Here is a 25,813-nt window from a genome sequence, read left to right as displayed (position 1 = left end):
CATGTCGAAGGAAGCCGTTTTCACAATGAAGCTCGAAGCTGATCTGCGTGCCGAATTCATGGCGGCTGCAGCCGCTGAAGATCGGCCTGCATCGCAGGTCATGCGCGAACTGATGCGCGAATACATAGCGCAACGGCAGGCAGCGAAAGACTACGACGATTATCTGCGTCGGAAAGTCGAGACCGCTCGGTCATCGATGAATTCGGGTCGCGGTAGGACGAATGCGGATGTCGAGGCAAAGTTTGCCGCGAAGCGTAAGGCGGCCACGCAGCCGTGATCGTTATCTGGACGCCCGAGGCCGAGCAGGATCGTCTGGATATTTGGGATTATATTGCTGCGGACAATCTCGATGCCGCCGTGCGAATGGACAAACTCTTCAGCGCCTCGGCCGGCAGGTTGGGAGCGCATCCGGAGCTTGGCAAACCTGGCCGCATTGCCGGCACGCGCGAATTGATCCCCCATCGCAGCTACCGCCTGGTTTACGAGATCGAGCGAGAAACGATCTGGATTTTGACGCTGGTGCATACCGCACGCGAATGGCCTCCGGCCCGTGACCGACACGGTAATTGAGTGAACCCCACCTGAACCGTCGTTTCAGACCCTATTCAGAGCCCGGGCCATAATTTCCGGTCATCGGTTTCGAATTCATCGGGAGATTGAACATGGGTCAGCTGGCACGCTTCTGCATTAACCTCACGCTCATCGTCGGCGTCATCACGCTGGTCGTACGCCTCGTCTGAAGAGCTGCGCAGAAAACAAAAAGACCGGCTTGGCGCCGGTCTTTTTGTTTTCAAACCTGTTGGCTCAGTTGGTATTGCCCGGTTTCGGCTTGCCGTCCTTGTCGGCGAGCTTCGCCCACGAGTTCTGTTGCGTCAGCATGGAACGCAGGTAGGTGACGTTGGCATCCGCCTGTTGCTGCGAAAGTTCCTTGCGGGCGATCTGCTCGGCTTCCGAGAAGCGGCCCTGCAATCCGACCACCAATGCCAGGTTCTGGCGCACGCGACTGTCGGCGCCAGGCTGGCCGGCGGCGTTGCGCATATAGGTTTCGGCCGTCTTCAGGTCGCCGGAAAGCACGTAGGACATGCCGAGATTGGACATCACGCTCGGATCGTTCGGCTGGGTGTTCAGCGCCATGCGGTATTTCTGGCGGGCTTCGTCGGAGCGGCCGAGCTGATCGAGCACGGCGCCTTCGGCAGAATAGAGACGCCAGTCGGGATGGTCCGGCGTCTGGGCCCGGTTGATCGTCGTCAGCGCCTGTTCCAGCTGGCCGGCCGCCGCCTGCGCCTTGCCATAGGCCGAAAGCACATCGCGGTCTGCGGGGTGGGCAATCGCCACCTGTTGCATCACGGCCAGCGCCTGCGTCGTCTTGCCGGTCATGCCGAGCACGCTGGCATATTGCAGGCCGATTTCCTTGTTCTTCGGATCGCGGGCGTAGGTGTCACCGATCGAGCGTTCCGTGCCTGCAAGTTCCGTTGCGTTCATGCCGGTCAGCGATCCCGTCGAGACCCGTGTCGCCGGAACGGAGCCGGTCGTCAGGCCGTCGCGATTTGGCTTGCCGGCGCAGCCGGTTGCCGCAAGCGCCAGAAGCGCAAGCGCCGCACATTGGGAAAGGCGTGTCTGGCTGAACATCTTACGTGCTGCGAAAGCGGTCATGGGTGCGGTCTCGTTCGGTCCGGTGCCGCCGCTTTCGCTTGTTTCCGCGATACGGCAGGCATTAACGCATTTCCACTCCAGCAATAAACTGTTAACCCTAACAGATCGTTAAGACGAACGATTCCAGACGCTTGCGAAGGCTCCCCGAATGACCCCCTATCAGCATATCGAACGCCCTCATCCCTTCAGCGCGAATGGTGCGGCGACGAAGACCGTCTACGCCGTGACGCCGGCAGAACTGGAGGCCGGCAATTTCGATGCTGCGGCACTTGCCTGGGCCAAGGCCGCGGGATTCAAGGCGGAAGCCGGTGCGCTTCTGCTCGTCCCGACCGGAACCGGCGAAATAGGCAGCGGCTTTTACGGCCTCGGCGGCGATGCCACGGAAGCGCCCTTCATTGCCGGCAAGCTCTCGAAACTCCTGCCGACCGGCGACTGGCGGGTCGAATCGAGTGCGCTGACCTCCGAGCAGGTCGCGCTCGGCTACGGCCTCGGCACTTACGGCTTCAACCGCTACAAGTCCGAAAAGGCGAGGGACGTCCGCCTGTCGATCGGCAACACCGCCGATGCCGCCGACGTCGAGCGCCAGCTCGCCGGCGTCTTCCTGGCTCGCGACCTCGTCAACATCCCGACCAATGAAATGGGCCCGATCGAGCTTGAAGCCGCTTTCCGGGCGCTTGGCGAACATTATGGCGCGGACGTCACCTCGATCGTCGGCGAGGACCTCCTGGAAAAGAACTTCCCGCTCGTCCACACCGTCGGCCGCGCCAGCGTCTCGCCGCCGCGACTTCTCGAAATGCGCTGGGGCAAAAAGGGCGATCCGCGCATCACGCTGGTCGGCAAGGGCGTCTGTTTCGATACCGGCGGCCTCGACATCAAGGGCGCCGCCAACATGGCGCTGATGAAGAAGGACATGGGCGGTGCCGCCAATGTCATGGGTCTCGCGCTGATGATCATGGATGCCGGCCTGAAGGTCGATCTCCAGGTTCTCGTTCCGGCGGTCGAGAACTCGATCTCCGGCAATGCCTTCCGCCCCGGCGACATTTATAAAAGCCGCAAGGGCATTACCGTCCAGATCGACAACACGGATGCCGAAGGCCGGCTGGTGCTTGCCGATGCGCTGGCTTATGCCGACGAGAACCCGCCGGAACTGATGATCGACATGTCGACGCTCACGGGTGCTGCCCGCGTCGCGCTTGGCACCGAACTCGCCCCCTATTTCACCGATGACGAGGCGCTGTCCGGCAAGTTGATGGAGGCAGGAAAGTCCGAAACCGATCCCATGTGGCGCCTGCCGCTCTGGATGGGTTACGACAAGGACATCCGCTCGCGCGCCGCCGACATCACCAACTCGCCCTCCGGCGGCATGGCGGGCGCGATCACCGCAGCGCTCTTCCTTAAGCGTTTCGTGACGGCGACGAAGAGCTGGGTGCATTTCGATATCTACGCCTGGGTGGCTGCCGACAAGCCGCATGCCCCGGTCGGCGGCGAGGCTTTTGCTATCCGCGCCCTCTACAAGGTCATCCGCGAGATGGCCGCCGAGCGAGCGGCGAAGTAAAATCGCCTCCGAAACGATCGGGTAATACCTTCGGCCTAAAATCTGCAGGATTTGAAGCCGAGGGTGGTGATGCCTGTAGAACTGACGGCGACGGAAGCGCTTGGCCTCTGGCACCGGGTTTCGATGGAGCAGGTGCGGCTTGACGGGCGCGATCTGACATTGCGCCAGATGTCGATCCTGCTGCATATTTATCTCGTGCCGCCGCCGCATACGGTGCGGGGGTTGGCTGCAACCCTTGCCGTCACCAAGCCGGTTATCACCCGCGCGCTGGACACGATGGGCGAGATGGGACTGGTGGACCGCGAACGTGACGAGCGGGACCGCCGCAACGTGGTGATCAAGCGCACTGTGGCCGGTGCGCTGTTTCTTGAAAAACTCGGCGACCTGATCATCAGGGAAGGCCGCCGCTCTGGACCCTGATCTATGACCAAAACACTCGACAGACGCCTGCATGCCTTCCGCCCCGACCTTGCCGACGAGACCCTGAAAGGCTCGGTCGAAGCGGAAAGCTTCGTGCGCGGCGAACCGGCCCGCATCAATGTGCCGGTCGCGCAGCTCAGGCCTGTGCCGGATCTCGCCCGCGGCATCGATACCGAACTTCTGTTCGGCGAAACGGTACGCGTCTTTGACCGCGCCGATGGTTTTGCCTGGGTGCAGGCGGATCAGGATGGTTATGTCGGTTACCTGTCGGAAACCGCGCTGGGGCCGCTCGAAGAACCGACCCACCGCATCGCCGTGCCGCGCACCTTTCTTTATCCGGAAGCGGAACTGCGCAAGCCGCCGCTCGGCGCCCTTTCGCTCGCCAGCCGCGTGACGGTGCTCGGCGAGGCGGAAACCCGCGGCACCCGATATTTCCTGCTGTCGACCGGCGGCGCCGTCATCGCTAAACATTGTCTGCCCATGGCGGAAAACCTGGGCGACGATTTCGTCTCGGTCGCCGAAAAATTCATCGAGGCGCCCTATCTCTGGGGCGGCCGCTCCGGTTTCGGTCTGGACTGCTCGGCACTGGTGCAGCTTTCGCTGATGATGGTAGGCAAATCCGCGCCGCGCGATTCCGATATGCAGGCCGCTTACGGTTTCCCGATCACCCGCGAGGAACTTCGTCGCGGTGACCTCGTTTTCTGGAAAGGCCATGTGGGCATCATGGAAGACGCGGAAACGCTTCTCCATGCCAATGGCAATACGATGAGCGTCGCGCGTGAGAATTTCGAGGCTGCGGTCAAGCGTATCGGCTGGCTTTACGAACAGCCGACCGGTTATCGCCGCATTGGATAAGGCCCGATAATCACGCAAATGTTGGCCACACGCCATAGTATCGACAGCCTGTCGTCCATATCTTCGACCCATCCGTTCGTTTCGCGGATAAGGAGTGAAGTGATGCTGAAAGGTGCCTGGATATTGCCGGCTGTCATGCTTGTTGCGCTGATCATCGCCGCGCTGGTTCCCGTCGAGCTGTTTGCCGCGGAGCGCAACAGCATCGACTGGGCGCGGCAGCCGGCTCCGGCCTTCAAGAACCTGCCGGGCGTCGTGCCGGAGGAAGAACGCGTCCAGAAGGACGCCTATAAATGCGAAAGCGATATCGAATACGTCTATCGTGGCCGCGGCAACTACGATTTCCTGTTCGGCGATTCCATGCCGACCCGCGTCTACCGCTGCAAGACCGAAAGCGGCTTCACCTATACCGGCACGCAGATGCCGAACACCCAATGGGTGCCCGGTCTCAATCCGCATCATCTGCCGAAATAAACATAATCTTTGTTTCGCGGATCGCTGCCGGCGGGACCGGATATTGCGATGTGTTCTCGGCGGCTTAGCAGCCATTGACGGCTCGCCCCTTCCGCCCCACAACTTCTTGGATAAGACATTGGCACACCGGGAGGAGACAAGGTGTTCCACGCAAGCATGCATTTCGCACTCGGCGAGGAGGTCGAGGCGGTGCGCGAGACCGTTCACCGTTTCGCCCAGGACAAGCTCGCCCCGCGCGCCGACGAGATCGACCGCAGCAATGAATTCGCCCGCGATCTCTGGCCGGAACTCGGAAATCTCGGCCTGCTCGGCATCACCGCCGATCCGGATTTCGGTGGTTCGGGCCTCGGTTACCTCGCCCATGCCGTCGCCGTCGAGGAACTGGCGCGTGCTTCCGCCTCGATCTCGCTCAGCTACGGCGCCCATTCCAATCTCTGCGTCAACCAGATCAACCGCAATGGCAATGCCGAGCAGAAGGCCCGTTACCTGCCGAAATTGTGCTCCGGCGAACATGTCGGTGCGCTCGCCATGTCCGAGCCCGGCGCCGGTTCCGACGTCGTTTCGATGAAGCTTCGGGCTGAAAAGCGCGGTGATCGTTACGTGCTGAACGGCAACAAGATGTGGATCACCAACGGCCCGGATGCGGATGTGCTGGTCGTCTACGCCAAGACCGATCCGGAAGCCGGCCCGAAAGGCATTACCGCCTTCCTGATCGAAAAAGGTTTTAAAGGTTTCTCGACCGCCCAGAAACTCGACAAGCTCGGCATGCGCGGCTCCAACACTTGCGAACTGGTGTTTTCCGATTGCGAGGTGCCCGCCGAAAACGTCATGGGCACCGAAGGCGGCGGTGTCCGCGTATTGATGTCGGGCCTCGACTATGAGCGCGTCGTGCTCTCGGCGATCGGTATCGGCATCATGCATGCCTGCCTGGATGTGGTCATGCCTTACGTCCATGAACGAAAACAGTTCGGCCAGGCGATCGGCGAGTTCCAGCTGATCCAGGCCAAGGTCGCCGACATGTACACGGCGATGAACTCCGCCCGGTCCTACGTTTATGCGGTGGCCGCCGCTTGCGATCGCGGCGCGGTGACACGGCAGGATGCCGCCGCCTGCTGCCTTTACGCTTCCGAACAGGCCACCCAGCAGGCGCTGCAGGCAATCCAGATCCTCGGCGGCAATGGCTATATCAACGACAACCCGACTGGCCGCCTGCTGCGAGACGCCAAGCTGATGGAGATCGGCGCCGGCACCTCCGAAATCCGCCGCATGCTGATCGGCCGCGAACTGTTCAAGGAAACGGCTTGATGGCCGTGCTTCGCTCACAGTTGAACCTCCGCAGTGAAGCCGCCGAATCGAACCGTGCCGCCATGCAGGCGAAACTCGCCGAAGTCAGAGCGGCGATTGATCTCGCCGAAGCTGGTGGCGGCGAGGAGGCGAGGGCGCGGCATGTGAAGCGCGGCAAGCTCTTGCCACGCGAACGGATCGCACGGCTTCTCGACCATGGCTCGCCTTTCCTCGAAATCGGCGCCACAGCCGCGCATGGGCTTTATGGCGGCGCAAGTCCCTCCGCCGGCATCGTCACTGGTATCGGCCGGGTCGAGGGCCGCGAGGTGATGATCGTCGCCAATGATGCCACCGTGAAAGGCGGCACCTATTATCCGATGACGGTGAAGAAGCATCTCCGTGCCCAGGAGATCGCCGCCGAAAACCGTCTGCCCTGTGTTTACCTGGTCGATTCCGGCGGCGCCAACCTGCCGAACCAGGACGAGGTGTTTCCGGATCGCGATCATTTCGGCCGTATCTTCTTCAATCAGGCGCAGATGTCGGCACAAGGCATCGCCCAGATCGCCGCCGTCATGGGCTCCTGCACGGCAGGCGGCGCCTATGTGCCGGCCATGTCCGATGAGGCGATCATCGTCAGGGATCAGGGTACGATCTTTCTCGCCGGCCCGCCTTTGGTGAAGGCCGCCACCGGCGAAGAGGTTTCCGCCGAAGACCTGGGCGGCGGCGATGTCCACACCCGCTTGTCCGGCGTCGCCGACCATCTTGCCCGCGACGATGACCATGCGCTGGCGCTGGTCCGCCGCGCCGTTGCAGGCCTTAACGCCCGCAAGCCGGAGACGGCGCTGCTCGCAAAACCCGAAGACCCGCTCTACGACCCGGAAGAGATCGCCGCCATCGTCCCGGCCTCGCTCTCGACGCCTTACGACATCCGCGAGGTGATCGCCCGCGTGGTCGACGGTTCCCGTTTCGACGAGTTCAAGGCCCGTTTCGGCACGACCTTGGTCTGCGGTTTCGCACGTGTCTTCGGCATTCCGGTCGGCATAATCGCCAACAACGGCGTGCTCTTCTCCGAAAGTGCCCAAAAGGGCGCGCATTTCATCGAACTCTGCTCGCAGCGAAAGATCCCGCTGGTTTTCCTGCAGAACATCACCGGCTTCATGGTCGGCCGCAAATACGAGGCGGAAGGTATTGCCAAGCACGGCGCCAAGCTGGTGACCGCGGTGGCCACCACCTCCGTGCCCAAGGTCACCATCCTTGTCGGCGGCTCCTTCGGCGCCGGTAATTACGGCATGGCAGGACGGGCCTATTCGCCGCGTTTCCTCTGGACCTGGCCGAACAGCCGCATCTCCGTCATGGGCGGCCCGCAGGCCGCCGGCGTGCTGGCAACCGTCCGCCGCGATGCGATCGAACGCGGCGGCAAGAGCTGGAGCGCGGAAGAAGAGGCGGCGTTCAAGCAGCCGGTGCTGGACCAGTTCGAGGAACAGAGCCATCCGCTTTATGCCTCGGCACGGCTTTGGGATGACGGGATCATTCATCCGGCGAAGACGCGGCAGGTTCTGGCGCTGAGCTTGTCGGCTGCGCTGAATACGCCGATCGAGGAGACACGCTTTGGCGTGTTTCGTATGTGAGGGGGCGGTGATGGGCTTGTTGTTCCGTTCCCACGATTTGTGCGCTGATGTTGCGCAAAGTCCATGCCGCAGCCTTTTCTTCCCCCCTGCGGGGAAGATGTCAGCGGAGCTGACAGATGGGGGTGGTGCCACATACCCGACGGTAGAGTTTGCTGAACCACCCCCCTCTGCCGCCGCTGGCGCTCGGCCCTCCGCTTACGCTCCGGGCGTTCATCGCTGCAATCGATCCACTGGATCGATTGCTCAGGCTATGCCTGACCGCTCTTCACTCCCCGCAAGGGGGAAGATTGGGAGCTTGCCGCACCGTTCGAGGACGCTCCCATGCTGAAAAAAGTCCTCATCGCCAACCGCGGCGAGATCGCCTGCCGCGTCATCCGCACCTGCCACCGGCTTGGCGTCGCCACCGTCGCCGTCTACTCGGATGCCGACCGCGATGCCCTGCACGTCTCGCTTGCCGGCGAGGCCGTGCATATCGGCGCATCCCCGGCTGCCGAAAGCTACCTGCGCGGCGACATCATCATCGAGGCGGCCCGCAAGACCGGCGCAGACAGCATCCATCCCGGCTACGGCTTCCTCTCCGAAAATCCGGATTTTGCCGAAGCGGTCGCATCCGCCGGCCTCCGTTTCATCGGCCCGTCGCCCAAGGCCATCCGCGCCATGGGCCTCAAGGATGCCGCCAAGGCGCTGATGGAGAAGGCCGGTGTGCCTGTCGTGCCCGGTTATCACGGAAGTAACCAGGCCCCGGATTTCCTGCAGGCCGAAGCCGAGCGCATCGGTTTTCCGATCCTGATCAAGGCGCGTGCCGGCGGTGGCGGCAAGGGCATGCGGCGGGTTGAAGACGCGGCGGGTTTCAAGGAGGCGCTGGCGTCGGCCCAGCGAGAGGCGCAGGCCGCATTCGGCGATGCTGCTTGCCTGATCGAAAAATACATCACCCATCCGCGCCATATCGAAATCCAGGTGTTCGGCGACGACCACGGCAACGTCGTGCATCTCTTCGAGCGCGATTGTTCCGCCCAGCGCCGCCACCAGAAGGTCATCGAGGAGGCTCCCGCCCCCGGCATGCCGGAGGAGATGCGCCGCGCCATGGGCGAGGCGGCAGTCAAGGCTGCCGAGGCGATCTCCTATTCCGGCGCCGGCACGATCGAGTTCATCGCGGACGCTTCCGAAGGGCTGAAGGCGGACCGTTTCTGGTTCATGGAGATGAACACCCGCCTGCAGGTCGAGCATCCGGTGACGGAAGCCATCACCGGCGTCGATCTGGTTGAATGGCAACTGCGCGTCGCATCCGGCGAACCTCTGCCGAAGCGGCAGGACGAGCTTTCCATCCATGGCTGGGCCTTCGAGGCGCGGCTTTATGCGGAAGACGCCGAGCGCGGTTTCCTGCCGGCCACCGGCACGCTCACCCATCTCGATCTCCCCGAAACGTCTGCCCGGGTCGATAGCGGCGTGCGCTCTGGCGATCATATCTCGCCCTTCTACGACCCGATGATCGCCAAGATCATCACGCATGGGCCGGATCGCGCCACCGCCTTGTCGCGCCTCTCCAATGCCCTTCGCGAAGTCCGCACTACCGGCGTCACCACCAACGCCGCGTTCCTTCGCCGGCTAACGATGCAGGCGGATTTTGCGCAAGGGCGCCCCGATACGGGCCTGATCGACCGGCATCTCGCCGAACTGACCATGGTGCATGCAGCGCCGCCGGAGGCGATTGCGCTCGCCGCGCTGGCCTTTGCCGGCGCACTCCGCCTGGAAACCTCGGCCGATCCCTGGGCAAGCCTATCCGGATTCCGCCTATGGTCGGACGCTGCCGATTTTGTCGAATTGCAGCATCGCGGCGAGCACATTCCTGTCTCCTTCAGCGCAGAGGGAGATGGGCAATATGCCGTCACGATCGAAAACAAGATCCGTCACCTGCGCCTTTCTCGCTCCGCCGATACTTACAGTCTGGAAATCGATGGGCTGAGCCACCGGCTTCATGCCGTCTCTGACGATGAGACTATCACCGTCTTCCAGGGCGGGGAAAATTGGCAGTTCGGTTTGATCGATCCGCTGGCCGGCGACGATGAGGCTGCCGGCGGCGGTGACCGAGTTATCGCCCCGATGCCGGGCCTTGTGAAACTCCTTCGCGCCGTGCCGGGCGCCATCGTTACCAAGGGCGAGACGCTGGCGGTGATGGAAGCGATGAAGATGGAGCTGACGCTGGCCGCTCCGCGCGACGGAAAGATCGCCGACGTGTTGGTCGCAGAGGGCGAACAGGTGGCCGAGGGCACGGTGCTGCTGGTGCTGGAGCCGTCTGCGGAGAGCGGCGATGCGTGATTTCGTCCGCATCCACGAAATGGGGCCGCGCGACGGCCTGCAGAACGAGAAACGCATCATCCCGACGCAGGACAAGATCCGGCTGGTCGATCTTCTCTCCGCCTGCGGTTTCGAAAAGATCGAAGTGACCAGTTTCGTGCGGGCAGACTGGGTGCCGCAAATGGCGGATGGCGCCGAGGTGATGGCCGGCATCGCCCGGCGGCCGAGCACGCTCTACACGGCGCTCACCCCCAATCTGCGCGGCTACGATGGCGCGGTTGCGGCACGGGCGGATGAGGTGGCGGTCTTCGCTTCCGCCTCGGAAGGGTTCAGCCGGCGCAACATCAATTGCTCGATCGCCGAAAGCCTCGAACGCTTTGCGCCCCTGGTGGAGAAGGCGAGGGCGGATGGCATCCCGGTCAGGGCCTATGTTTCCTGCGCCGTGGATTGCCCCTTCGACGGCCCAACGCCACCGGAAAATGTCGCCCGCGTGGCGGTCGAACTTGCCGCGCTCGGCTGTTACGAAGTGGCGCTGGCCGATACGATCGGCACCGGCACGCCCGAACGGGTGGCGCAGATGCTCGACGCCGTGCTGGAACGGCTGCCGGCAGAACGGCTGGCCGGTCATTTCCACGACACCAACGGCCGCGCGCTCGACAACATCTCGGTCTCGCTCGAAAAGGGCCTGCGCGTCTTCGATGCCGCCGCCGGTGGGCTCGGCGGCTGTCCTTATGCGCCGGGAGCGGAAGGCAATGTCGCGACCGGCAGCACAGTGGATCATCTGATCGCCCTCGGCTTCGAAACCGGGATAGACCGCGGCCGGCTGGCCGAAGCGGAAGCCTTTGCCCGTAGTCTGAGGGGAGCGCGCTGATGGCCGGTTACGAAACGCTGACGCTGGACACCGATGCCCGCGGCGTCGCCATCCTGACGCTCAACCGGCCGGACAAGCACAATGCCATGAATGCCGCGATGATCGCCGAGCTTGCCGATGCCGCAAAACGGCTGGCGGCGGATGAAGCGGTGCGCGTCGTGGTGCTGGCGGCCGCCGGACCGACCTTCTGCGCCGGCGGTGATCTCGGCTGGATGCGCGATCAGGCCGCCAAGGATCGCCAGGGCAAGATCGATGGCGCCACCGAACTGGCATTGATGCTGAAGGCGCTGGACGAGCTGCCGAAACCGCTGATCGGCCGGGTGCAGGGCAATGCCTTTGGCGGCGGCATCGGCCTGATGTCCGTCTGCGATATCGTCGTTGCGGTGGAGGGCGTACAGCTGGCTCTGACGGAAACCCGGCTCGGCCTCATCCCGGCAACGATCGGGCCTTATGTCGTCCGCCGCATCGGTGAAGGCCATGCGCGGCGTTTCTTCCTCAATGCCCGCCGTTTCGACGTGGCCGCGGGCCGCGATATCGGTCTCGTTTCGGTCGTGTGTCCCGCCGATGAGCTTGATGCGGCGGTCGAGGCTGAAGTGGCGGCCTTCCTCGAATGTGCCCCGGGCGCCGTCGCCAGTGCCAAGACCCTCGTCCAGGCCCTTGCCCGTGATGCCGCCGACGATCCGGTCGGTTACAGTATCGGCCTGCTTGCCGATCGCTGGGAAAGCGACGAGGGCAGGGCGGGTATCGAGGCGTTTCTGGCCAGGCAACCGATGCCTTGGGTGAAGGGCTGAGCTCACAGCCTTTCTAAGGCAGAGCCACATGGAGCTCTCCTCCGTCATGCTCGGGCCTGTCCCGAGCATCTGTCCACGTCAGACGTGGTTAGATCCTCGGCACAAGGCCGAGGGTGACGGCAGAAAATGAGAGGCCGAAGGCGAGCCATATCACCGCTTCCCCTTCTCCAAAATCTCCGCGATCTCCCGATAACTTCGCGATTTCGCATGCTGCAGCGCCGTCACGCCGTCCTTGTCGGCAAGGCCGATATTTGCTCCCGCATCGACCAGCAGCGTGACGATTGCCTGATGGCGCGGTCCGCCGTCGGAAAGGATCACGGCCTCCAGAAGCGCCGTCCAGCCGAGACTGTTGACATGGTCGATGTTCACGCCAGCCTCGATCAGCGTCCTCACGGTATCCACATGACCGCGCTCCGAGGCCGGGATCAGCGCCGTGCCGCCATAACGGTTGGTGCTTTTGAGGTCGGCGCCGTGCGACAGCGTCAGCTTGAGGATGTCGAGATGCCCGCGGGCACCGGCATAAAGATACGGACTGTCGTTGATCTTGTCCTTGGCGTTCACATCGGCGCCGGCCTCGATCAGCCTTTTCGCCGCATCCACATGGTTGGCATGGGTGGCGACGAGCAGGGCGGTCTCGCCGAGATCGTTGCGGGCATCGATTTTTACGCCCTGCGAAACGAGCCTTCCGATTGCCGCGGCGTCGCCCCGCCCGGCCGCTTCGAACAGCTGGTTTTCCTGTGTTTCCGACATAGCCGCTCCCATCGTCATGCCAAGCATCGCGCCTGCGGCGACCATGCGCGCCGCCCATCTGCCGATCCGTATTAACCTTTTGTTAACCATATTCTCCGAGCCTCAGCCGCTACCCGCCACGCATTATCGCGCATTGGCCGGTATTATCGCGCATTGGAAGGAGAGGAGCATGAGGCTCGTGACACTGCCAGACAAAATCCTGCGAACAAGCCATCACACATTGATCGTCATGCGGGATGACACGCACGACGGCAGCACCTGCCAAGCGGTCTGCGTCGTCAATGACCGCATGATCGGCGATGTCGGCTCGAAACTTTCCCTCATCGAAACCATCGCCAGCCGCAAGCTCGATTGCGGCGACGTCGCCTTCGACGGCCGCGTCTGGATCACGCCGTCCGACCTTCCGACGCCGCAGCTCAGGCGCCGTCATTGAAGGCCCTTGCGGGCCGGTCGCCGGTAACGCAAAGTCGCGTCCGATGATTGCAATGCAAGGGATATGATGGACACGAGTGACGTGCCGGGCGAGGCCCAGCCCGAAATCCCCACCGAGGCCGAATACGAGGCGCTGGCGAACCTGCGCTATACCTTGCGCCACTTTCTGGATTTTTCCTCTTCGGCGGCGCAGGCGGAAGGGCTTCCCAGCCAGCAGCATCAGGCGCTGCTGGCCATCAAGGGCTATCGCGGTGGCGCGCCGATGACGATCGGCATTCTCGCGGAACGGCTGTTGATCGCGCCGCACAGCACGTCGGAACTCGTCCACCGCCTGGTTCTCGCCGGTTACGTGACCCGACGTACCGATCCCGGCGACAAGCGCCGCCAGACGATCGAACTCACCGGGCAGGCGGATGAATTGCTGATGCGGCTCGGGGCCATTCATTTGCGGGAAGTGCGCCATATGGCGCCGGAGCTGATCGAGCTTCTGACCGAGCTCAAGGAAAACCACAGCGGGTAGGCGGCGCGTCGCCCGTCGCCCTACCGCCGTCTCACGGCCTATTTTTTCGGGTCGGCGCGGATGATCAGTTTGCGTGGCCGGCTTTTCTCGCGCTGCACCAGAATGCTGATGACGCATTGGCCGTTGTTGACCCGGACCGAGAGCAGGCGCCCACCCTGTTCCCGCGTCGCCTGCCGGGCCACATTGGCGCAATCGAGCCTTTCGGCCGCCGGAGAGGCGGCCATTGCCGGCGCCGTCATGAAAAACAGCGCCGCGACCGTTGCCGCCGCCATCGAAACCCCTGCCGAAACCGTTCTCATGCCCCGCCCTTTTCCTTCCACCGATCACGATCTCTTGTGGACGGCACAACCGTGCCTTTCTTGAATTTATATCGGAACACGACACATATTTCAGGAAGGCGAGCCGATCAATCGAACCGGCCTCCGCCCTTTCCGCAAGGTCAACCTCTTCACAAGGAAGGACCGAGATATGACCGAAGACAGCGTGTTTTCCAACTCGAAACTTGAAGCCGGCCGGATCGATGCCAGTGTCGATAATGGTATCGGCAGTGGCATCGATGGCAATGGGGGTCTGAGCTCGACGATCCTCTCTTCTCCGACCGCCAAGATGGATTTCCTCCGTACCCAGCTCGCGGCCCAGGGGCATGCCACGGAGGGCATGAGCTTCAGCCTGCTGATGCTGGAATGGAAATACGACATCTCCGTGCTTTTCGGTGGCCTTGGTCACTGGATGAAGAACATCGATACGCGTTTCAACGGTTTCAACGAGTGGCATTGATACCAAGCCTTTCGGGGAGGGGATTGCGTCTGTTCAAACGGACACACTCCTCCCTTGGCGATCCCGGTTTTTGAAATCGGACGGGGCGCTGAAAGCTGCCTCGTAAGTAAAGTAATAAGTGACACCTCTCAGCGCCCCGTTCGGCTGTTTTTATCCGCGACTTCGATCCCTCTGCGATGACGGGTTTTGTGGGCTATGCGGCGCCTCTCTTTTTGCAAAGAGGATCATGCACGCCACAATCTCCAGTGCCCGGCCATGACCGCCTTTCCCGACGATCGTTACCGATCGACCGGGGGCACCTTCCGCCACCTGCGCCATGCGGCCCGGATCGATCAAGACCCTCGAACGCCGCAGGACGCCGCCCGCCACCCTCCAATGCCTCACAGGCACGCCCGGACGCGCTCTGAGGGAATGACGAGGAGCCGGTCCGACGGCCTTGCCTTGTCATTCCCGGTCGCCGGAGGGAGACCATTTTCCACGGACCCGGATGACGAGGTTTTGCGTCTCACCCTCGACCATCCGCGCCGGCTCCGCATGACTGCCACGCCTGGCAGCGTATCCGATGCGGAACGGGAGAATTGTAGGCATGGCCGGGCAAAACGGGGAAAACGTGCGGCGCGGAATTGATCGCATATCCGGCAAGCGGTTGAAAAACAAAGGGAATGAATAGCCGCTCCATTTTATCTGGCAGTAAATTATCCCCGCGCTGATACGGGTAAAACTAAATATACGCGCCGTATGCCAATTGAAATACGAGGCGTATCTATTATATGCGCTCACGTACGGAACGTATGTAAGTTATCGCTCCGGTTACGAAACGGCTTTGAGCCTGCGGGACGCATCGAGGCGCCGCACGGCTCAAGGGCATATTTTTGGACAGGAAACCATGACCAAACGCGATCCAATCTTTCCCGAAGGCCGCCACGCGCTTTACGATCTCCACAAATATTCGGCAGCGGTCCGCTCCGGCGATCTGCTCTTCGTATCCGGCCAGGTCGGCAGCCGCGAGGACGGTTCACCGGAGCCGGATTTCAAAAGGCAGGTCGAACTCGCCTTCGAAAACCTCCGCGCCGTGCTCAAAGCCGCCGGTGCCAGCCTGGACGATATCGTCGATGTGACCACCTTCCACACCGATCCGCAAAACCAGTTCGAGACGATCCTTGCCGTCAAGGACGCGGTCTTTACCGAAAAGCCCTATCCGAACTGGACCGCTGTCGGCGTCAACTGGCTCGCCGGCTTCGATTTCGAGATCAAGGTGATCGCGAGGATCCCGCAGAACGCGTGATCCGGATCGCCCGGGCCGGATGCCTGCGTGACATCCGGCCGACCGCCGCTATCTTGCGGGCGGTGATCTCCGAGACGATCAGCGCCGCCGCGACGAGTGCAGCCGCGACATATCCGAGCTTGTCGCCACCGAGCACGCCGCCGACGCACTGGCCGTCAGCTCCCGCACCCTGCAGCGCCGCTGCAACGACGTCCTCGGCAAATCCCCGCTCGCCTATTTCCAGGATTTGCGCGTGGAGCATGCCCAGACGCTGCTGCATGGCAGCGGGCTGGATCTGGATGCGATTGCGGCCGAATTGGGGTATGTGGATGGGGCGACGTTGCGGACGTTGCTGAGGCAGAGATTGGGGAGGGGAGTGCGGGATTTAAGGGCGGATTTGCGGTGAGGGGTCAAAACTGCCGGAAGCGGGCAAGCGGCAAGCCGTGTTTTAGTTGCTGGACAGCTTTATATAGAAAACCCGCCAATTGGCGGGCTTAGTGCTTTTGAAGTTTAAGGCCCAAGCCTCAATCATCCTTCATCTTCAACGCCGCGATAAACGCTTCCTGCGGGATGTCCACCTTGCCGAACTGGCGCATGCGCTTTTTGCCTTCCTTCTGTTTTTCCAGAAGTTTGCGCTTGCGGGTGGCGTCGCCGCCGTAGCACTTGGCGGTCACGTCCTTGCGCATGGCGGAGATGGTTTCGCGGGCGATGACGTTGCCGCCGATCGCGGCCTGGATCGGGATCTTGAACATGTGCCGCGGGATCAGGTCCTTCAGCTTTTCGCACATGTCGCGGCCGCGCTTTTCCGCCGCCGAACGGTGCACCAGCATGGAGAGCGCGTCGACCGGTTCGCCGTTGACCATGATCGACATCTTCACGAGGTTGCCTTCGCGATAGCCATGCAAATGGTAGTCGAACGAGGCGTAACCCTTGGAGATCGACTTCAAGCGGTCGTAGAAATCGAACACCACTTCGTTGAGCGGCAGCTCGTAGGAGAGCATGGCGCGCTTGCCGACATAGGTGAGTTCGGTCTGGATGCCGCGACGATCCTGGCAAAGCTTCAGGATGCCGCCGAGATAATCGTCCGGGGTCAGGATCGTCGCCTTGATCCACGGTTCCTCGATCGAGGAAATCTTCACGACATCCGGCATGTCGGCCGGGTTGTGCAGCTCGCGGGTCGAGCCGTCGGTCATGGCCAGGTGATAAACGACCGAAGGTGCGGTGGCGATCAGGTCGAGATCGAACTCGCGCTCCAGGCGTTCCTGGATGATTTCGAGATGCAGCAAGCCGAGGAAGCCGCAGCGGAAGCCGAAGCCGAGAGCGGCGGACGATTCCATCTCGAAGGAGAAGGAGGCGTCGTTGAGGCGCAGCTTGCCCATCGCGGCGCGCAGGTCTTCGAAATCGGCCGCATCGACCGGGAAGAGGCCGCAGAACACGACGGGCTGGGCAGGCTTGAAGCCCGGCAGCGCCTTGGCCGTCGGCTTCTTGTCTTCGGTAATGGTGTCGCCGACGCGGGTATCGGCCACTTCCTTGATCGAACCGGTGAAGAAACCGATCTCGCCAGGGCCGAGGGAATCGACGGCCAGCATTTTCGGGGTCAGCACGCCGACGCGCTCGACCTGATATTTGGCGTCGGTGCCCATCATGCGGATGGTCTGGCCCTTGGTCAGCACGCCATCGAGAATGCGCACCAGAACCATGACGCCGAGATAGGTGTCGTACCAGCTGTCGACCAGCAGCGCCTTCAGCGCGCCCTTCTCGCCGGCTTCGCTCTTCGGCGCCGGCAACTGGTGGACGATCGCTTCCAGAACGTCGGGAATGCCGAGGCCGGTCTTGGCGGAGATCAGCACCGCCTGGGAGGCATCGATGCCGATCACTTCCTCGATCTGTTCCTTGATGCGGTCCGGCTCGGCGGCCGGCAGGTCGATCTTGTTGAGGACGGTGACGATCTCGTGGTTGTTGTCGATAGCCTGATAGACGTTGGCGAGCGTCTGCGCCTCGACGCCCTGGGAGGCGTCGACGACCAGCAGCGAACCTTCGCAGGCCGACAGCGAACGCGAGACTTCGTAGGCGAAGTCGACGTGGCCGGGCGTGTCGATGAGGTTCAGGATATAGGTCTCGCCATTGTTCGCCTTGTAGTGCAGGCGAACGGTCTGGGCCTTGATGGTGATGCCGCGCTCGCGCTCAATATCCATCGAGTCCAGCACCTGTTCCGACATGTCGCGTTCGGCAAGGCCGCCGGTCGTCTGGATCAGACGGTCGGCCAGCGTCGACTTGCCGTGGTCGATATGCGCCACGATCGAGAAGTTGCGGATATGGTCAAGCGGAGTGCGGGCGGAATTGGTGCTCATAGGTCGGGCATATAGCAGTGCGAATCCCTGTCGCAAAGGGGAAAGATAACCTTTCGTTGAGGATGAAAGGGCTTATTTGCCGGGTTTTTCGGTTCCTGGCTCCGTCAAGACGGTCGCATTCGGCATCTGCGCGCTGCGGATGCCGAAATTCTCGCGTTCGTCCACCGGCACTGCCTGGCGCTCCTTGAGCCGCCACAGCACATAGGCCGCATAGGCGACCGCCACCATCATCACGGCATAGATGAACGTATGCTGGCCGAAGGCCGGCGTCAGCAGGGTGACGCCGAGTGGCACGACGGTCGCGGCCGCCGACCAGGCGACGAGCAGCGTCGAGGACAGCGGCACGAAATCGCCGGGATCGGCGCGGTCATTGGCATGTGCATTGGCGATCGAATAGACGGTCTCCACCGAGCCGGCGAAAAGCAGAAAGACCAGCATCAGGATCGCCATCGTCTGGAAGGACACGAACAGCGCCGCAAAACCCGCCGCGACGATCAGCACGCAGGTGATCACCAGCACGTAGCGCCGGTCGATCCGGTCGGAGAGCACGCCGAGCGGATACTGGATGAACAAAAGGCCGGTCTGCATGACGAACATCATCAGCGCCACATCCGCCTGAGACACCTTGTTGGAGGCCGCATAGATCGGCGTGAAACCCTGCACCAGCATGGAAAGGCCGCCGGACGCCAGAACCCCGATCAGGCCGACCGGCGAGATGCGCCAGGCCATCCTGATATTGACGCTGACGCTTGCCGGCGGCGGCGGGTTCGGCAGGCGGGTCAGGCCGATCGGCAGGATCGCGAGCGCGGTGAAGAAGATCACGGCGAGCGGCGCCAGATTGCCGTCGGCCGGCACCTGTCCGAATACCCAGGCACCGCAGCCGAGGCCCAGCACATAGGCCATGTAGAAGAACGACATCGCCCGGCCGCGCCATTCGTTGGAAGCGGCATGGTTCAGCCAGCTCTGGGCGATGATGAAATTGACATTGGCGGCCGCGCCATAAAGCCCGCGGGCAAAAATCCAGACATAGGTGGGCAGGTCGGCGCCTATCAATACGGCGGAGATCACCACTATCGCCATCGAGCAGGCGAAAAGCCGCGCATGCCCGACCCGCTTGATCAGCGGCCCGCCGACAAGACAGCCGATCAACCCGCCGAAGGCAACGGCGGTCACCGCCGCGCCCGCCGCCCAAGGGGCCGCGGATTTTGTCAGGATGAACGGCACATAGGCCAGCATGATACCGCTGCCGACGGCGGCGAGCGTCATGGACACGAGAATGCTGGCGATCGAAAAGGGCGAAGCCTTTTCCGCAATCGGGCCGTTCAGGGTCTGGCCGTCCATCTCATATCTCCGGACATCGGGGTGCAGCTCGCTGCATAGCTGATTGCCCATGAAGGGAGCTATCGCGGAAACGCCATGCGCGCACAAATTTCACACATCCATCATATGAGCGCTTGATTCTACGATAAGAGAATGCAACTCTCCGATCATGGAAACGACGGATCAAGCCATCGAAACGGCCATCAGCGAGCGCCTGAAGACGCTGCGGGCGCGCGCCGGTCTCACGCTGGATGAACTTGCTGGTCGCTCCGGCGTCAGCCGGGCGATGATCTCGCGTATCGAGCGGGCTGAGGCGAGCCCGACGGCTGCCCTTCTGGCGCGCCTGTCGGAGGCATTGGGCCTGTCGCTTTCCGCTTTCTTCGCCGACGACGAGCCCGCGACGTCGCCGCTCAGCCGCTATGATGACCAGAAGCTCTGGCGCGATCCGCAGACGGGGTATCTGCGTCGCGCCGTCTCGCCACCCGGCACGCCGAGCCGGGTGGATATCGTCGAGGTGGATTTTCCGGCCCATGCGCGGGTCAGTTTCCCGCCGCGCGAGGAAAGCCGGGTCATGACCCAGCATGTCTGGCTGTTCGAGGGCGTGCTGGAAATGATCATCGGCGATACCGTCCACACGCTCCATCCGGGCGATTGCCTTTACATGGATATCGGCGACGCCTTCGACTTCCACAATCCGTCCGACAAGCCCGCCCGTTACGCGGTCGTTCTCGACCGCGGCCGTTGATCCTCCCCAAGAGCCGAAACGAAAGAACAGATATGTCCGCCACCATCCGTATTCTCGCTGCCCAGGAAGCCCGCGCCGCCATTCCCGATCTCTGCGAAACCCTGTCCGACTGCATCAATGGCGGCGCTTCGCTGGGCTTCATGCTGCCCTACGAACCGAAGGATGGCGTGGGTTACTGGAACGAGATCGCCGATGCGGTGGAAAAGGGCGGCATCATCCTCGCGGTGGCCGAGGTCGAGGGCCGGGTCGTCGGTACCGTACAGGTAGGGCTGGCGTCGAAACCCAACCAGCCGCATCGCGGCGACCTGATGAAGCTCCTCGTGCACCGCTCGGCCCGCGGCCTTGGCCTGTCGCGCAAGCTGATGGATGCGGTGGAAGCTGAAGCCGTCCGCCGTGGCCGCACGCTTCTCGTGCTCGATACGGCCACCGGCAGCGATGCGGAAAAGATCTATCCCCGCCTTGGCTGGGAACGCGTCGGCGTCATCCCGGACTACGCATTGTGGCCGCAGGGCGGTTTCTGCGACACCACGCTGTTCTACAAAAGGATCGGCATTGTCGCTTGAATTGCCGCTTAAACCGACTACGCATTTTCCCTTACTCGCCTTGCCTATGAGAAATGTGTCACATGCGCAGGCGCGCGCCCGAAGCGGGCGCATCCAAAGGGGGACTTAATGCTGAAATTGAATTCGCTGCCGGCCATCCGCCGCGCGGCAGGCCTTGCACTCGCGATCGCTCTGTGCGGCTCCGCCGTGCCGGCGCTCGCCGCCGACGTGTCGTTTATCATGAAGAACGACCATCCCAACGCGGTCGAGGTCGAGCTTTACAGCCAGGACCGCAAGCATATCTGGCCGGGCGGCAATGAGGTCTATTATCTGGACGACGGCGAGTCGAAGCAGATTCACCTCTCCTGCCAGCAGGGAGAAAAGATCTGCTACGGCGCCTGGGTTTCCGGCGACAAGCAGACCTATTGGGGCACCGGCCCGAACAACAAGCAGGCTTGCGAAGATTGCTGCTACACCTGCGAAGGCGGCGAGACCGAAGAGATCAATCTCGTCGAGTAAAAACACCGGATAGCGGGACCGGCCGCAGAACGGTCCCGCTATTTGTCTGAGGCGCCGGGTTCGACAGGGATGCGATCGCTGTTTCGAGCCTCATGCCCGCCGTCCACTGTACCGCGTTCCAACCGAACTGCCGGGCGCCCTCGATATTCTCCGGCGCATCGTCGATGAAGCCGATATCCTCGGGCCGCGCGCCGGTCGCCTCTGAGGCGAGGCGGAAGAAGTCTTGGCCCGGCTTCCTGTGGCCGAGTTTTGCCGAGTAGAAGATATCGTCGAAATGCCGGGCGAGGCCGTGTTCGTTCATCAGCCAGGCCGCGCGGCGATGTTCCTGATTGGTGGCGAGATAAAGCGCCACGCCGCTCTTGCGCAGTTCGGCAAGATCTTCCAGCAGGCGCTCGTCCAGCCGGCTGTCGTTTTCAAACCAGTAGCGGAGTAGTGCCTCGGTCTCGATATGCGGGGCGATCTGCGCCAGCACTGGGGTCAGCCGCGGTTCGATCGGTTCCCGGCCCGTGACGATGTCGACCCAGAAAGGCTTGAAGAATTCCTGCTGCAGCACCGTGACCGGCAGGCCGAGATCGCGTTCGAGATAGGTACCGAAAGGAAGGCCGTCTGCCGGCCTGCCATGTACGAGAACGCCGTCGACATCGACCATCAAGATTTTCATTTTGCCCATCATCCGTTCTCAAAACCGCTCATTCTTCATCTGAAAAGCGTCAGGGAATCGCTGTAGCAAACGCGAACCCGGCTCTCTAGGGCGAAGAAGTATCGGCGCGATGACACGTTGGTTTCGTCAGGTTGGATTGCTTGTGAAGAAAGCCTGAGGGGCGGGGCATTCTTGCATGTAACGAGCCGCGCCAAGGACGGCACGGCTCGTTCCGGTGTTCGTAAACTGCCCGATGATCAATCGGCAGCCTTCAACATCTTGTCGAATGCTTTGACGATCAGCCCGCTCAGTTCCCGATGGATATTGCCGCGCGGCCGGCCGGCTTCGTTGCAGATCGGGTCTGGTTCTCCCACCTTTTTCAGGAAGTCGACGGCCCCCGGTTTGCACACCGGCAGGAAGCTGAAATGGTCGGCCTTGTCGACCCGCAGATAGGTCGCATTCGGCGCGAGCTTTGCGAGCGGCGGTGCATAGACGGCGGCCGGGATCTGGCCCTCGCTGCCGAGGTTGATGAAGGCGAGCGGGATATCGATGGCCTTGACGCTGTCCGGCTTGAAGGCCGATGCCAGACCGAGATCGACCAACACTGCGCCGGTGATACGCGGATCACGGTTCGACTGTTCGAAACGCGGCTTGTCGACGGTCGCAAGGTCGAGCGGCTCCACCGCCACTTCCTCGCCGCCGGCAAAACCACGGCCGCCGCGGAACCAGGTGCAATCCATCATATGCGGCTCGGTTTCGCAGTAATGCTTGTAGGCTTCGAGATCGACTCGACCGCCCGCAATCTCCATCACCGTGCTGCCGCCGAGCGAAAAGCCCAGCGCCCCGATACGGGCGGTATCGATGGAGCCCTTCCAGCGGCGATCGGCGGACAGCGCGGTGATGACTTCCGTGAGATCCTGCGTCCGCTCCCAGATTTTTGGCGTGGCTTCCGGCGTGGAATCGCCGCTCGTCGTACCGGGGTGGTTCGGGCCGGCGACGATGAAGCCGACTCTGGCCAGTTCGGTGGCGATCCAGCCCATGGCGTCAGCGCGCGAGCCGGAACCGTGCGAGAGGAGCACGACCGGGAAACGGCCGGGTTCGATCGTGGCGTTTCGGGAAACGGTGGAGTTTTCGAAGATCGGGTTTTCACCGTCCGGTGCGCTGCGGCCGTCACCTTTCGACGGATACCAGATCGTCACCGCCAGCGCCCGGTCGCGGGTCGGCGAAACGACGCTGATTTTCTGGACGCCGACCGCGTCCGCGCCGAAGGCGGTACCGGCTGTCAGCAGGCCGATGAGCGGGATAACAAAGAGGGGAAATTTCAATCGCATGGGAGCCTCGTCCTGTTTGGGAAAACGACGGCTCTTCTCTGCGTGTCACGGCCACCACAGGGCGACCTTGATCACGTTCGAGGTCGTCCTCGAACGTGATCCGGTTCGTGGCTTCATTCCGCCGGAACGAGCTGCGGGCGCTTTTCCGTCAGGAAATACAGGAAGTTGACGACGGCAAGCGTCAGGCCAATCATCGAGGCGAGCAGCCAGCCGCCTTCGGCAAACGCCCAGGCACCGACGGCCGAACCGACCGCGCCGCCCATGAAGAAGGTCGCCATGAACAACCCGTTCAGCCGGGCGCGCAGATCCGCGCCGAGGCCGTAGATCGCCCGCTGGCTGATGACCATGGTCATCGTCACGCCGAAATCCAGCATGACGGCGCCGAGCCCCAGAAGGATAAGCGCAACAGTCGAACCTTCCGGCGCGATATGGGTGATCAGGAAGGCGATCGCGGTGGCGACGATGCCGGTAATGGTGGCCGGGCGGCTCAGATTGCGGTCCGCCAGACGGCCGGCGATCGGCGAGGCGATGGCGCCGGCCACGCCGACCAGCGCGAAGATCGCGATGCCTGCCTGGGTCAGCTGGAAGGCCGGACCGGCCAGAACCAGCGGCGTCACCGTCCAGAACAGGCTGAAGGCGGCGAACTGGCAGGTCTGGTAGAAGGCGCGGCGGCGCAGCACCGGCTGGGTCGCATAAAGCGTGCTGAGCGAGGCGATCAGCGCCGGATAGGAAAGCCTGGTCTGCGGCACGCGCTTCGGCAGCTTGACGGCCAGAACCAGCGCGAGCAGTACCATGATCGCCGCCGAGACGAAGAACACGTGGTGCCAGGAGGCAAAGCGGGCGATGAAGCTCGCCACCGGCCGCGCCATCATGATACCGACCATCAGGCCGCTCATGACATTGCCGACCACCCGGCCACGTGAAGCATCCGGCGCAAGGCTTGCCGCAAACGGTACGATCATCTGCACCGAGGTCGAGGCAAGCCCGATCGCCAGCGAGGCGGCAAGGAAGGGCACGACGGAATTGGAAAGACCGGCGGCGATCAGCGCCGCAGTGACGGCGCCCATCATGATGAGGATCAGCCGGCGGTTTTCCAGAAGATCGCCGAGCGGCACGATCAGCAGCAGGCCGAGACCGTAACCGATCTGGGTCAGCGTGACGATCAGTCCGGTCGCATGCGCCGGCAGGCCGATCGAGGCGGCAATCGGGCCGGCGAGCGGCTGCGAATAATAGAGGTTTGCGGCAACGAGCCCGCAGGCCGCCGCCATCACGAAGGTCATGCCGGCAGACATGGCAGACTTGGCCGCCGGTTGGGAATGGGTGGTCATGAAAATGCTCCTTGGGAGGAAGGATTTGTCGAGAAGGATCGGTTGAAAATCGATCGGGAAATCAGTCGAGAAGTCTGAGCGCGGTATCGGCCACGAGGAAAGCCTGGCCGGTCGTGTCGCCGGTCTTGCCCATCACGCGCATGCCCTGCATCACGCAAACGAGGATTTTGGATGTATGGATAGGGTCGATCCCGGCACCCACCGTGCCGTCCGCCTGTCCCTCGCGCACCAGGCTTTCCATCAGCGCTTCGGTGCGGGCATGCGATCGGGTGACGCGCTCGGCCGCATCGATATCGGTAACCGCAAGCTCGCTTGCGGTGCCGACCACGAGACAGCCGCGCCGGCCCATCTCGCCCTGCGAGGCTTCGGCATAAAAATGCAGCACCCGGGCGATCTTGTCGCGACCATTCTCGCCCTTGGCGATCTCGGCTTCCAGCAGCGCGTTGCGTACCTGCTTGTAACGGTCGAAACTCGCCAGAAAGATCGCCTTCTTGTCCTTGAACGCCTTGTAGAGGCTACCGGCCGCAAGCCCCATCGCATCCTTCAATTCGGAAATCGACGCCGCGTGATAGCCACGCTCGGAAAACACCACGATCGCCTTATCGAGCGCCGCGTCGATTTCGAACTCGCGCGGACGACCGGGAGCGCGCGCAGCGGTGGTGGATGTGGAAAGGGTATCCATGAGGATCGACTCAATTTGGAAATGATCGTTTCCAAATAGGCGCGTGGTAGCCCGTCGTCAAGCGGAATTCCTGCCGGCGGTGTGGCGCGTCCGCTTGCCTTTCCCGCCTGAACCGCTAATCCAGATGAACATTTCTACCCTTGGATGAACCCCGGATTTCAGCAGCACGGTTTTTCATATGATCATTTTGGAAGAAGGCATGTGGTCGAGTTATTCGTGTGCCGAAAGAACATTTTCCATTTTCGGCCTCTGCTTCGTGGTTGCTGCCGGCTTCTTTTTATTGGCGCCAACTGTAAATTACCTGACAGCCAGATATTCCAATCGCCTGGACTCGGTTGAAGAGACATTCAACTTCGGCGACCCACTCATCCTCTGGTCATTCGTTGGAATGGCATGCGTCGTCGGGCTCTTCGCCGGCGTCCTTTTTTCGGCCTCTCCCAACCTCACCGCAAAACTCACGGATGAGACACGTCTCGTGGAAAAAGGCTGCATTCGGCTGAAGCCTTATGAAGATGTCATCGATATTGCCAAGGCTGAGATCACTTATGTTCAGAGCAATGGCAAACATACCAGTCACTATCTGGTCTTTGACCAGGGACAGACGAGGATAGCCGTCGAGATCGTCGATACGGCGCGGCTCGATGTTCTGGCGCGGATCGCACCGGAGCCGATGAGGGACTATATTCGCTATATCATCGGCCTGGGCAGGCCAGTGCCGCGCCCATTGCGACCGCTCAGCCGTGAAATTTAGGGAACCCTCGCGCTCCCCGCCAGTTACTCCCCTGTCAC

30 protein-coding genes are annotated in these 25,813 nt (G+C 62.4%); 20 read left to right on the top strand and 10 right to left on the bottom strand.

Going from position 1 to position 25,813, the window contains the following annotated elements; genetic code table 11:
* Position 1: 1 nt before the first annotated feature.
* Positions 2 to 277 carry a ribbon-helix-helix protein gene (locus tag KX729_RS18855; protein ID WP_219744021.1) on the top strand — a complete coding sequence of 92 codons (276 nt, stop codon included), beginning with the start codon at positions 2 to 4 and terminating at the stop codon, positions 275 to 277.
* A complete protein-coding gene (locus KX729_RS18850) occupies positions 274 to 570 on the top strand; it encodes a type II toxin-antitoxin system RelE/ParE family toxin (RefSeq protein ID WP_219744020.1) in 297 nt (98 codons plus the stop codon). Before KX729_RS18855 ends, KX729_RS18850 begins: the two co-directional genes overlap by 4 nt.
* A gap of 234 nt (positions 571 to 804) precedes the next feature.
* Here the strand turns inward: KX729_RS18850 and KX729_RS18845 are convergent, their stop codons facing one another.
* A complete protein-coding gene (locus tag KX729_RS18845) occupies positions 805 to 1,653 on the bottom strand; it encodes a tetratricopeptide repeat protein (protein ID WP_219744019.1) in 849 nt (282 codons plus the stop codon).
* Between the two features lie 148 nt (positions 1,654 to 1,801).
* On the opposite strand from KX729_RS18845, the gene KX729_RS18840 reads away from it, so the two are divergent.
* The 9 genes from KX729_RS18840 (at position 1,802) to KX729_RS18800 (ending at position 11,823) form a co-directional block, all read left to right on the top strand.
* Positions 1,802 to 3,208, top strand: a complete 1,407-nt coding sequence (locus KX729_RS18840) for a leucyl aminopeptidase family protein (protein ID WP_219744018.1) — start codon at positions 1,802 to 1,804, stop codon at positions 3,206 to 3,208.
* Between the two features lie 69 nt (positions 3,209 to 3,277).
* Complete coding sequence (locus KX729_RS18835; protein ID WP_219744017.1) at positions 3,278 to 3,628, top strand: MarR family transcriptional regulator; 351 nt, start codon at positions 3,278 to 3,280, stop codon at positions 3,626 to 3,628.
* Between the two features lie 3 nt (positions 3,629 to 3,631).
* Entirely contained in the window at positions 3,632 to 4,483 is an 852-nt protein-coding gene (locus KX729_RS18830) for a C40 family peptidase (RefSeq protein ID WP_219744016.1), read from the top strand.
* 102 nt (positions 4,484 to 4,585) lie between these two features.
* Positions 4,586 to 4,954, top strand: a complete 369-nt coding sequence (locus tag KX729_RS18825; protein WP_219744015.1) for a hypothetical protein — start codon at positions 4,586 to 4,588, stop codon at positions 4,952 to 4,954.
* A 156-nt stretch (positions 4,955 to 5,110) separates the two neighbouring features.
* Positions 5,111 to 6,259: an isovaleryl-CoA dehydrogenase gene (locus KX729_RS18820; RefSeq protein ID WP_246617713.1), complete on the top strand. Its 1,149-nt coding sequence runs from the start codon at positions 5,111 to 5,113 to the stop codon at positions 6,257 to 6,259.
* Positions 6,259 to 7,866 (top strand): carboxyl transferase domain-containing protein, encoded by a 1,608-nt coding sequence (locus KX729_RS18815; RefSeq protein ID WP_219744013.1) that lies wholly within the window; start codon positions 6,259 to 6,261, stop codon positions 7,864 to 7,866. Before KX729_RS18820 ends, KX729_RS18815 begins: the two co-directional genes overlap by 1 nt.
* A 321-nt stretch (positions 7,867 to 8,187) precedes the next feature.
* Positions 8,188 to 10,182, top strand: coding sequence for an acetyl-CoA carboxylase biotin carboxylase subunit (locus KX729_RS18810; protein WP_219744012.1), 1,995 nt, complete (start codon positions 8,188 to 8,190; stop codon positions 10,180 to 10,182).
* Entirely contained in the window at positions 10,175 to 11,032 is an 858-nt protein-coding gene (locus KX729_RS18805; protein ID WP_219744011.1) for a hydroxymethylglutaryl-CoA lyase, read from the top strand. Before KX729_RS18810 ends, KX729_RS18805 begins: the two co-directional genes overlap by 8 nt.
* Complete coding sequence (locus KX729_RS18800) at positions 11,032 to 11,823, top strand: crotonase/enoyl-CoA hydratase family protein (RefSeq protein ID WP_219744010.1); 792 nt, start codon at positions 11,032 to 11,034, stop codon at positions 11,821 to 11,823. The genes KX729_RS18805 and KX729_RS18800 overlap by 1 nt, the downstream gene beginning before the upstream one ends.
* 150 nt (positions 11,824 to 11,973) lie before the next feature.
* Here the strand turns inward: KX729_RS18800 and KX729_RS18795 are convergent, their stop codons facing one another.
* Positions 11,974 to 12,618, bottom strand: a complete 645-nt coding sequence (locus KX729_RS18795; protein ID WP_376776015.1) for an ankyrin repeat domain-containing protein — start codon at positions 12,616 to 12,618, stop codon at positions 11,974 to 11,976.
* Between the two features lie 124 nt (positions 12,619 to 12,742).
* Between KX729_RS18795 and KX729_RS18790 the strand changes: the two genes are divergently transcribed.
* Positions 12,743 to 13,006: a hypothetical protein gene (locus tag KX729_RS18790; RefSeq protein ID WP_219744009.1), complete on the top strand. Its 264-nt coding sequence runs from the start codon at positions 12,743 to 12,745 to the stop codon at positions 13,004 to 13,006.
* 66 nt (positions 13,007 to 13,072) lie between these two features.
* Entirely contained in the window at positions 13,073 to 13,525 is a 453-nt protein-coding gene (locus KX729_RS18785) for a MarR family winged helix-turn-helix transcriptional regulator (RefSeq protein ID WP_219744008.1), read from the top strand.
* A gap of 38 nt (positions 13,526 to 13,563) precedes the next feature.
* Here the strand turns inward: KX729_RS18785 and KX729_RS18780 are convergent, their stop codons facing one another.
* Positions 13,564 to 13,824, bottom strand: coding sequence for a hypothetical protein (locus KX729_RS18780; RefSeq protein ID WP_219744007.1), 261 nt, complete (start codon positions 13,822 to 13,824; stop codon positions 13,564 to 13,566).
* Between the two features lie 169 nt (positions 13,825 to 13,993).
* Here KX729_RS18780 and KX729_RS18775 point away from each other — a divergent pair, with 169 nt between their 5' ends.
* Both KX729_RS18775 and KX729_RS18770 read left to right on the top strand, forming a co-directional pair.
* Positions 13,994 to 14,302 carry a hypothetical protein gene (locus tag KX729_RS18775; protein WP_219744006.1) on the top strand — a complete coding sequence of 103 codons (309 nt, stop codon included), beginning with the start codon at positions 13,994 to 13,996 and terminating at the stop codon, positions 14,300 to 14,302.
* An 886-nt stretch (positions 14,303 to 15,188) separates the two neighbouring features.
* The gene (locus tag KX729_RS18770; protein ID WP_219744005.1) at positions 15,189 to 15,587 is read left to right on the top strand and encodes a RidA family protein; all 399 of its coding nucleotides are present in this window, start codon (positions 15,189 to 15,191) and stop codon (positions 15,585 to 15,587) included.
* Here KX729_RS18770 and KX729_RS18765 read toward each other — a convergent pair.
* A complete protein-coding gene (locus KX729_RS18765) occupies positions 15,553 to 15,828 on the bottom strand; it encodes a hypothetical protein (RefSeq protein WP_219744004.1) in 276 nt (91 codons plus the stop codon). The genes KX729_RS18770 and KX729_RS18765 overlap by 35 nt on opposite strands.
* On the opposite strand from KX729_RS18765, the gene KX729_RS18760 reads away from it, so the two are divergent.
* The gene (locus tag KX729_RS18760; RefSeq protein ID WP_312991368.1) at positions 15,736 to 15,972 is read left to right on the top strand and encodes a helix-turn-helix domain-containing protein; all 237 of its coding nucleotides are present in this window, start codon (positions 15,736 to 15,738) and stop codon (positions 15,970 to 15,972) included. The genes KX729_RS18765 and KX729_RS18760 overlap by 93 nt on opposite strands.
* A 118-nt stretch (positions 15,973 to 16,090) precedes the next feature.
* Here KX729_RS18760 and lepA read toward each other — a convergent pair whose 3' ends face one another.
* Complete coding sequence (gene lepA / locus KX729_RS18755) at positions 16,091 to 17,917, bottom strand: translation elongation factor 4 (RefSeq protein WP_219744003.1); 1,827 nt, start codon at positions 17,915 to 17,917, stop codon at positions 16,091 to 16,093.
* A 72-nt stretch (positions 17,918 to 17,989) separates the two neighbouring features.
* Complete coding sequence (locus KX729_RS18750; RefSeq protein ID WP_219744002.1) at positions 17,990 to 19,258, bottom strand: MFS transporter; 1,269 nt, start codon at positions 19,256 to 19,258, stop codon at positions 17,990 to 17,992.
* Positions 19,259 to 19,406: 148 nt separating this feature from the next.
* On the opposite strand from KX729_RS18750, the gene KX729_RS18745 reads away from it, so the two are divergent.
* The 3 genes from KX729_RS18745 to KX729_RS18735 all read left to right on the top strand — a co-directional run bounded on the left by KX729_RS18745 (position 19,407) and on the right by KX729_RS18735 (position 21,043).
* The gene (locus KX729_RS18745; RefSeq protein WP_219744001.1) at positions 19,407 to 19,982 is read left to right on the top strand and encodes a helix-turn-helix domain-containing protein; all 576 of its coding nucleotides are present in this window, start codon (positions 19,407 to 19,409) and stop codon (positions 19,980 to 19,982) included.
* Between the two features lie 32 nt (positions 19,983 to 20,014).
* Positions 20,015 to 20,545 carry a GNAT family N-acetyltransferase gene (locus KX729_RS18740; RefSeq protein ID WP_219744000.1) on the top strand — a complete coding sequence of 177 codons (531 nt, stop codon included), beginning with the start codon at positions 20,015 to 20,017 and terminating at the stop codon, positions 20,543 to 20,545.
* A gap of 108 nt (positions 20,546 to 20,653) precedes the next feature.
* Positions 20,654 to 21,043 (top strand): hypothetical protein, encoded by a 390-nt coding sequence (locus KX729_RS18735; protein ID WP_219743999.1) that lies wholly within the window; start codon positions 20,654 to 20,656, stop codon positions 21,041 to 21,043.
* Here the strand turns inward: KX729_RS18735 and KX729_RS18730 are convergent.
* The 4 genes from KX729_RS18730 to KX729_RS18715 form a co-directional block, all read right to left on the bottom strand.
* Positions 21,027 to 21,704: an HAD family hydrolase gene (locus KX729_RS18730; RefSeq protein ID WP_219743998.1), complete on the bottom strand. Its 678-nt coding sequence runs from the start codon at positions 21,702 to 21,704 to the stop codon at positions 21,027 to 21,029. The genes KX729_RS18735 and KX729_RS18730 overlap by 17 nt on opposite strands.
* Positions 21,705 to 21,940: 236 nt before the next feature.
* Positions 21,941 to 23,014: an alpha/beta hydrolase family protein gene (locus KX729_RS18725; RefSeq protein ID WP_219743997.1), complete on the bottom strand. Its 1,074-nt coding sequence runs from the start codon at positions 23,012 to 23,014 to the stop codon at positions 21,941 to 21,943.
* Between the two features lie 113 nt (positions 23,015 to 23,127).
* The gene (locus KX729_RS18720) at positions 23,128 to 24,342 is read right to left on the bottom strand and encodes an MFS transporter (RefSeq protein ID WP_219743996.1); all 1,215 of its coding nucleotides are present in this window, start codon (positions 24,340 to 24,342) and stop codon (positions 23,128 to 23,130) included.
* A gap of 61 nt (positions 24,343 to 24,403) precedes the next feature.
* Positions 24,404 to 25,024, bottom strand: a complete 621-nt coding sequence (locus KX729_RS18715; RefSeq protein WP_219743995.1) for a TetR/AcrR family transcriptional regulator — start codon at positions 25,022 to 25,024, stop codon at positions 24,404 to 24,406.
* Positions 25,025 to 25,202: 178 nt separating this feature from the next.
* On the opposite strand from KX729_RS18715, the gene KX729_RS18710 reads away from it, so the two are divergent.
* Positions 25,203 to 25,775: a hypothetical protein gene (locus KX729_RS18710; protein WP_219743994.1), complete on the top strand. Its 573-nt coding sequence runs from the start codon at positions 25,203 to 25,205 to the stop codon at positions 25,773 to 25,775.
* Positions 25,776 to 25,813 lie beyond the last annotated feature (38 nt).

This window comes from Neorhizobium populisoli (assembly GCF_019430945.1).
In the GTDB taxonomy this organism is placed as follows: domain Bacteria; phylum Pseudomonadota; class Alphaproteobacteria; order Rhizobiales; family Rhizobiaceae; genus Neorhizobium; species Neorhizobium populisoli.
Note: the sequence above shows the minus strand (reverse complement) of the source record. Positions and strands in the feature narration are given on the sequence as shown.